Consider the following 6,951-nt stretch of genomic DNA (forward strand, 5'->3'; position numbering starts at 1 on the left):
TCGGCGACCAGCCCGTCCATGTCCGCGTCGAAGGCGATCGGATAGATGTCCTGGTACTTCTTCGGCGGGTTCTCCGCGTACGCGATCGTGCCGTCGGGCCGGTGATGGAACCACTCGGGGTGTTTCTGCACCCACGGATGGTCGGGCGAGCACTGGAGCGCGAAGTCGAGGGCGATCTCCAGGCCCAGCTTCCGCGCCTCGCCGACGAACCAGTCGAAGTCCTCGATCGTGCCCAGGTCCGGGTGGACGGCGTCGTGCCCGCCCTCGGGGGAGCCGATCGCCCAGGGCACGCCGACATCCTCCGGCCGGGCGGTGAGCGTGTTGTTGGGCCCTTTGCGGAAGGTCGTGCCGATGGGGTGGATGGGCGGCAGGTACACGACGTCGAAGCCCATGTCCGCGATCGTCTCCAGCCGGCGCGCGGCCGTGCGGAAGGTGCCGTGCGGGTGTTGCGGGGTGCCCTCGGAACGCGGGAAGAACTCGTACCAGGAGCCGTACAGGGCCCGCTCCCGCTCCACCAGCAGGGGCATGGGATCGGAGGCGGTGACCAACTCCCGTAGCGGGTGGCGGGCCAGGAGGTCCCGCACCTGAGGCGCCAGCGCCGCCGCGAGGCGCCAGGCGGCGGGACGGTTCTCGTTCCGCAGGGCCGCCACGACTTTTTGCACGGCCGGCCGTCGCCGTTCCGGGACGCCGTCGGCCGCCCGCTCGTACAGCCGGGCCCCCTCCTCCAGCACCAGTTCGGTGTCGATGCCCGCCGGGATCTTGATCCCGGCGTGGTGCTGCCAGGTGGCGATGGGGTCGGACCAGGCCTCCACCGTGTAGGTCCAGCGGCCGGGCTTGCCCGCGGTGACGGTGGCGCCCCAGCGGTCGGTGCCCGGGGCGAGTTCACGCATCGGCGTCCACGGTCCGGGCCGGCCGGCCGGGTCGCGCAGCACCACGTTCGCCGCGACGGCGTCGTGGCCCTCCCGGAAGACGGTGGCGGACACCTCGAACGACTCACCGGTCACCGCTTTGGCGGGCCTGCGCCCGTGCTGGACCACGGGGCGTACGTCGAGGACGGGGATGCGGCCGAGAGTGGTCGTTCCGGAGTCCGCCGGGGGGCCGGGCACATCGGCGGGTTTCACGACTTTCTTGCCCGGAGTTTTCCCTGCTGCTGACTTGGCTGCTGACTTGGTCTTGCTGCTTGTCGGTGGCGATGACGAGTGGTGCGTGGCGGGCATGACCGCTCCTGTCCGCGTCAACGTGGGTGTGGGCGGATGGATGTGGGGAGGTGGGTCCTGCGGAGGTGCTGTGGGACGCCTGTGGGGCCGTACCGGAGGAGCCTTCCCACCCTGTTCGGGTGGGCAATCCGGAACTTTGTTAACTACTCCCGCGTATGTCCACCCACAAGACCGGCTCCCTTTTTCCGGGTGCCCGCACGCCGCCGCCTGACGCCCCCGACACCCCGCCGGGCGCCTCCCCACCGACCCCCCGGTAACCACTACCGTCGAGGTTGACGACGAGACGTACGGCGCTGTGCGTCTCCCCCGTAACGCGTCCGAGGTGGCAGTGTGAAGGCGATCCGTCGGTTCACCGTCCGTCCCGTTCTCCCCGAACCCCTCCGGCCGCTGAGCGACCTGGCGCGCAATCTGCGCTGGTCCTGGCATGCGGAAACGCGCGATCTGTTCCAGTCCGTCGACCCCGAGGCGTGGGCCGCGGCCGGGGGTGACCCGGTGCGGACACTGGGCCGGGTGCGGCCGGCGCGGCTGGCCGAGCTGGCCGCCGACCGCCGCTTCCTGCGCCGTCTCGGCGCGGTCGCGGACGACCTCGACGACTACCTGACCGGCGACCGCTGGTACCAGACCCAGGCGGACGGCATGCCCGCCGCCGTCGCCTACTTCTCCCCGGAGTTCGGCATCACCGCCGCGCTGCCCCAGTATTCCGGCGGTCTCGGCATCCTGGCCGGGGACCATCTGAAGGCGGCGAGCGATCTCGGCGTCCCCCTGATCGGTGTCGGACTGCTCTACCGGCACGGGTACTTCCGGCAGACCCTCTCCCGCGACGGCTGGCAGCAGGAGCACTACCCGGTGCTCGACCCCAACGAGCTGCCCCTCACCCGGCTGAAGGAGGCCGACGGCACCCTGGCGCAGGTCTCCCTCGCGCTGCCCGGCGGCAGGGCACTGCGCGCCCGGATCTGGCTGGCCCAGGTGGGCCGGGTGCCACTCTTGCTCCTGGACTCCGACGTGGAGGAGAACGACCTCGGTGAACGCGGGGTGACCGACCGGCTCTACGGCGGCGGCAGCGAGCACCGGCTGCTGCAGGAGATGCTGCTCGGGATAGGGGGTGTGCGGGCGGTGCGGACGTACTGCCGCCTCACCGGGCACCCGGCACCGGAGGTGTTCCACACCAACGAGGGCCATGCGGGCTTCCTCGGCCTGGAGCGGATCGCCGAACTGTGCGAGCGGGGCCTTGACTTCGACTCTGCTCTGGAGGCGGTGCGCGCGGGCACCGTCTTCACGACCCACACCCCCGTCCCGGCCGGCATCGACCGCTTCGACCGGGAGCTGGTCGGCCGGCACTTCGGGGCGGACGCCGAGCTGCCCGGCATCGACGTGCAGCGGATTCTGACCCTCGGTATGGAGACGTACCCGGGTGGCGAGCCGAATCTGTTCAACATGGCCGTGATGGGGCTCAGGCTGGCCCAGCGCGCCAACGGCGTGTCCCTGCTGCACGGCCAGGTGAGCCGGGAGATGTTCGCGGGCCTGTGGCCGGGATTCGACCCCGAGGAGGTGCCGATCACCTCCGTGACCAACGGCGTGCACGCGCCGACCTGGGTGGCCCCGGAGGTGCTGCGGCTGGGCGCCCGGCAGGTCGGCTCGGAGCGCGCCGAGGACGCGCTGACCGTCGGCGGCACCGACCGCTGGGACTCCGTCGCCGACATCTCGGACCAGGAGATCTGGGAGCTGCGCCGCACCCTGCGCGAACAGCTGGTGCTGGAGGTACGGGAGCGGCTGCGGGCGTCGTGGCGTCAACGGGGCGCCGGAAACGCCGAGTTGGGCTGGATCGACGGGGTGCTGGACCCGGACGTCCTGACGATCGGCTTCGCGCGCAGGGTCCCGTCGTACAAGCGCCTGACGCTGATGCTGAGGGACCGGGACCGCCTGATGGAGCTGCTGCTCCACCCGGACCACCCGATCCAGATCGTCGTGGCGGGCAAGGCCCACCCGGCGGACGACAGCGGCAAGCGTCTGGTCCAGGAGCTGGTCCGCTTCGCCGACGATCCCCGGGTCCGCCACCGCATCGTCTTCCTCCCCGACTACGGCATGGCGATGGCGCAGAAGCTCTACCCCGGCTGCGACGTCTGGCTGAACAACCCCTTGCGCCCCCTGGAGGCGTGCGGCACGAGCGGCATGAAGGCGGCACTCAACGGTTGCCTGAACCTCTCCGTCCTCGACGGCTGGTGGGACGAATGGTTCCAGCCGGACTTCGGCTGGTCCATTCCGACGGCGGACGGCGCGGCCACGGACACCGACCGCCGCGACGACATCGAGGCGGCGGCCCTGTACGACCTGCTGGAGCAGCGGGTGACCCCGCGTTTCTACGAGCAGGGCCGGGGCGGTCTGCCCGACCGCTGGATCGCGATGGTCCGCCAGACGTTGAGTCTGCTGGGCCCGAAGGTACTGGCCGGCCGCATGGTCCGCGAGTACGTCGACCGCCTCTACGTCCCCGCCGCCCAGGCCCACCGCGCGCTGACCCTGGAGGCGGCGAGCGACCTGGCCGCCTGGAAGTCGAGGGTGCGGGCGGCGTGGCCTCGGGTGAGCGTCGACCACGTGGAGACGACGGTGACGACGGCCACGGCGGAACTCGGCACGACGGTGGGGCTGCGGGTCCGGGTGGCCCTCGGCTCGCTGACCCCGGACGACGTCGAGGTCCAGGCGGTGTCGGGCCGGGTGGACGCGGAGGACCGCATCACGGACGCGACGGTGGTCCCGCTGAAGCCGGCCGGCGCCCCGGATCTGGAGGGCCGCCTGCTGTACGAGGGCCCCCTCGCCCTCGACCGCACAGGTCCGTACGGCTACACGGTCCGCATCCTCCCGGCCCACCGTCTGCTGGCCTCCGCCGCCGAGCTGGGCCTGGTGGCGGTGCCGTCGGAGGAGGCGGTGGAGGGGGCGGGGGTGTTGCTGCGGTAGGAGGCCGACGGGTCTGTGCTACGGCGTCTTCTTCAGGGCCTCGATGAAGAGGGCGAAGGATCCGGCCGGGAGGGTGAGGGGGCCGACGGCCGGGTCCTTGGAGTCGCGGATGGTGATGTGGGTGGGGGTGGTGGCTATTTCCACGCAGTTGTTGCCGTCGTCGGGGCCCGAGTAGGACGACTTCCGCCAGTTGTCGGGGGTGCCCATGGGATGCCTCACAGCTCTTGCGCCAGCTTGTGGATGAAGTCGCGCGACCGGTCCGGGTCGAGCGATACGGCCTCCACCTTACGGAAGCGCGTTCGAAAGGCGCTGAGCTGTGCTTCGGAGTCGATGAAGGCCGAGCCGTGGGGTACGTCACGCACGACCGTGTCCAGCTTGGGAACAGAGCCACCGGCGTACGTCATGGCGCTGGCGGCTCTGGCGAAGCCGTCTAGGTCGAAGGGGATGACCCGTACGGTGACGTCGTCCGATTCGGAGCGTTCCAGCAGCTTGCGCAGTTGGGCCCGGGAGGCGGCACGGTCGCTGACTCTGATACGTAGGGCCGCCTCGTGGATGACGAGCTCGTACGGGATGGTGAGCTGCTGACGCCTCATGCGGTGCTGGACGCGCAACTCAAGCTCGTCGCTGGTCAGTTCGGGCACGCGGGCGGAGAAGACCGCGCGGGCATAGTCCTCCGTCTGCAGCAGGCCCGGCACATACAGGACGGCCACCTCACGGAGGAACGTGGCATGGTGATCCAGTTCGGCCAGGTCCAGGAACGAGTTGGGCAGCGAACCCCGGAACTCCTCCCACCAGCCGTGTGTCCGGTCCGTGGCCATCGCCACCAGGGCGTCGATGAACTCCTCGTCGGTGCAGGCGTAGTGAGAGGCGAGGCGTCGGACTCGCTGCTCGCTCACGCCCGCGAGAGCCGACTCGATATGGGTGATCTGGGCGGGGGCCACGCCGAGTAGCGCGGCCGCCTGACGGGAGTTGAGTCCCGCCGCCTCACGGAGTCTGCGCAGTTCAGTTGCCAGGCGCATCTGGCGGGCCGTTGGTTCGCGCCTCTTCACCATCGACTGGCTCTCCTCACACGCCTGTTGGCGCAACACGTTCGGCGTCAGATTACGCGATCGGCTTGCCGCGTCCCTAGATTTAGATCTACCGTCGGTGATGTTCCGTACACGCAGCGGAACCGCGCCCTGCGTGCGAACTCCCACTCACCGACTGGAGTCGATGACGCATGTCCGAAAGCGAGACCACCGAGACCTGGGACTACACGCTGTACATCCCGAACGACCTCAGAGCCGTGACGGTCTGCCGCCGCACCCTGCGCCTGATCCTGACCCTGCACGGTCTGATCGGCCTGGTGGACACGGCGGAACTGCTGGCGACGGAGCTGGTCTCGAACGCCGTACGCCACACGAAGGGACCGGCCGCGCTCAGGGTCCGCCGAACCCCGGAGGGCACCGTGTGGATCGGGGCGTGGGACAGCGACCCGGCGCCGCCGGATCCGCCGCGTCCGCTGGAGCAGGTGGCGGAGCTGGAGCTGGAGGACGGGCGGGGGCTGGGGCTGGTGAAGGCGTGCGCGGAGTACTGGGGGTGGCAGCCGACGGCTCGGTTCGGGGATCGGGGGAAGTTCGTGTGGTGCGAGCTGGGGGTCGCGTGATGGTCGGCTCGTCGCACGAGGCGTTGCACCGGATACCGACGCGGAACGGTGAGGCGCCGGGCGGGACGACCGAATTCCAACCCCGGTGGGTGGGACTACCGCACGAGCAGGTGCAGCCCCGAGCAGTCGTACCCGCCGGACGGGTCCGGGGTGTACAGCCAGTAGGTGGTCATCAGCAGTGCGAACGCCAGCAGTACGCCCAGCGCCCCGGACACCGCTGCGAGGCCGCGCCGTTCGGCTCGGGGGAGGGTGGTGAAGAGCAGCAGGGCGCCGAGGGCGCAGGTGAGACCGGCCCATGAGGTGACGTACATGCGGGTCGACGGGCCCAGGTACCGGCAGTGCTGGAAGGTGTCGGAACTCCAGGCCAGGTGGGCCACCAGCAGCACGGCGGCCGCTGCTGTCTGCAGGGGGACGAGGAGTGCTCTGCGGGTCATGCCTCGGACAACCCCTCGCACAGCCTGCGCAGCACCGTTCCGCAGCGGCGGGCGTACGCGTGCTGCAGGCCCCGGGTCGCCGGGCCGCCCGCCTTCGCGTACCACTTGGCCGGCTTGCTGAAGGCCGCCACCGTCAGCCAGACCGTGCCGTCGCCGGTGCGGTCGACCACGAAGGCCTCCTCGCCGCATTCGGGGTGGCCCTCCAGGGTGCCGTAGGCCCAGCCGGCGCGGCGGGGTTCGTCCACCGTCCAGAGGATGCGGCAGGGGGCCTTGATGACCCCTGCCAGGGTGACCGTGACGTCGACGCCCTCCGCGGCTCTGTCCGCGCTCGCGTCGATGCCCACGCCCACGGCGCGGTGCATCTCCCAGGTGAGGACCGCCTCGGCCGCGCGGTGGAAGAGCTTGTTGCCCTCGCCGAGACGGGTGCGGACGAGCATGGGGTGGAAGCCGGGCGGGCAGTACGTCAGGTCGTCGCGGGTCGCGCCGACCGGCTCGTAGGTGAAGGGCGCCGAGGACATGGGTCACAAGGGTAGGGCGGCACCCGGAACCTCTGTCTTCCGGGTGCCGCCCTCCTAGGCCCTGTCGTCAAACTGCCGTCTGCCCCGCGACGTCATGCACGCTCCCCCACTGCCTCAAGGGCGTGGGAGGTGCCCCCACTCGCCGCACCGGGCGCAGACCCAAGTACATCCAGTACGAGGGTCAGCGC

Annotated in this window: 7 protein-coding genes; 2 read left to right on the forward strand and 5 right to left on the reverse strand. The window is 70.7% G+C overall.

Annotated features, from left to right (window positions below):
* The coding region (locus tag ACWC2T_RS45315) for a maltotransferase domain-containing protein (RefSeq protein WP_450676133.1) at positions 1-1,217 on the reverse strand (1,217 nt) is incomplete at its 3' end.
* A 330-nt stretch (positions 1,218-1,547) separates the two neighbouring features.
* Between ACWC2T_RS45315 and ACWC2T_RS45320 the strand changes: the two genes are divergently transcribed.
* A complete protein-coding gene (locus ACWC2T_RS45320) occupies positions 1,548-4,166 on the forward strand; it encodes a glycosyltransferase family 1 protein (RefSeq protein ID WP_450676134.1) in 2,619 nt (872 codons plus the stop codon).
* A gap of 18 nt (positions 4,167-4,184) precedes the next feature.
* Here the strand turns inward: ACWC2T_RS45320 and ACWC2T_RS45325 are convergent, their stop codons facing one another.
* Together ACWC2T_RS45325 and ACWC2T_RS45330 are read right to left on the reverse strand one after the other, a co-directional pair.
* Positions 4,185-4,373 carry a DUF397 domain-containing protein gene (locus tag ACWC2T_RS45325; protein WP_450676135.1) on the reverse strand — a complete coding sequence of 63 codons (189 nt, stop codon included), beginning with the start codon at positions 4,371-4,373 and terminating at the stop codon, positions 4,185-4,187.
* 8 nt (positions 4,374-4,381) lie between these two features.
* Positions 4,382-5,218, reverse strand: a complete 837-nt coding sequence (locus ACWC2T_RS45330; RefSeq protein WP_450676136.1) for a helix-turn-helix domain-containing protein — start codon at positions 5,216-5,218, stop codon at positions 4,382-4,384.
* Between the two features lie 167 nt (positions 5,219-5,385).
* Here ACWC2T_RS45330 and ACWC2T_RS45335 point away from each other — a divergent pair, with 167 nt between their 5' ends.
* Positions 5,386-5,811, forward strand: coding sequence for an ATP-binding protein (locus ACWC2T_RS45335; protein WP_450676137.1), 426 nt, complete (start codon positions 5,386-5,388; stop codon positions 5,809-5,811).
* Between the two features lie 95 nt (positions 5,812-5,906).
* On the opposite strand, the gene ACWC2T_RS45340 is transcribed toward ACWC2T_RS45335, so the two are convergent.
* On the reverse strand, positions 5,907-6,245 hold the full coding sequence (locus tag ACWC2T_RS45340; protein ID WP_450676138.1) for a hypothetical protein: 339 nt from the start codon (positions 6,243-6,245) through the stop codon (positions 5,907-5,909).
* Positions 6,242-6,763: a DUF1990 domain-containing protein gene (locus tag ACWC2T_RS45345; protein WP_450676139.1), complete on the reverse strand. Its 522-nt coding sequence runs from the start codon at positions 6,761-6,763 to the stop codon at positions 6,242-6,244. The genes ACWC2T_RS45340 and ACWC2T_RS45345 overlap by 4 nt, the downstream gene beginning before the upstream one ends.
* Between the last annotated feature and the right edge of the window lie 188 nt (positions 6,764-6,951).

The organism is Streptomyces sp. NPDC001393, assembly GCF_053597455.1.

Bases quoted from the DNA above. Each gene is read 5' to 3' on its own strand.
- ACWC2T_RS45325 (WP_450676135.1), bottom strand. From the start codon at position 4,373: ATGGGCACCCCCGACAACTGGCGGAAGTCGTCCTACTCGGGCCCCGAC.
- ACWC2T_RS45330 (WP_450676136.1), bottom strand. From the start codon at position 5,218: ATGGTGAAGAGGCGCGAACCAACGGCCCGCCAGATGCGCCTGGCAACT.
- ACWC2T_RS45335 (WP_450676137.1), top strand. From the start codon at position 5,386: ATGTCCGAAAGCGAGACCACCGAGACCTGGGACTACACGCTGTACATC.
- ACWC2T_RS45340 (WP_450676138.1), bottom strand. From the start codon at position 6,245: ATGACCCGCAGAGCACTCCTCGTCCCCCTGCAGACAGCAGCGGCCGCC.
- ACWC2T_RS45345 (WP_450676139.1), bottom strand. From the start codon at position 6,763: ATGTCCTCGGCGCCCTTCACCTACGAGCCGGTCGGCGCGACCCGCGAC.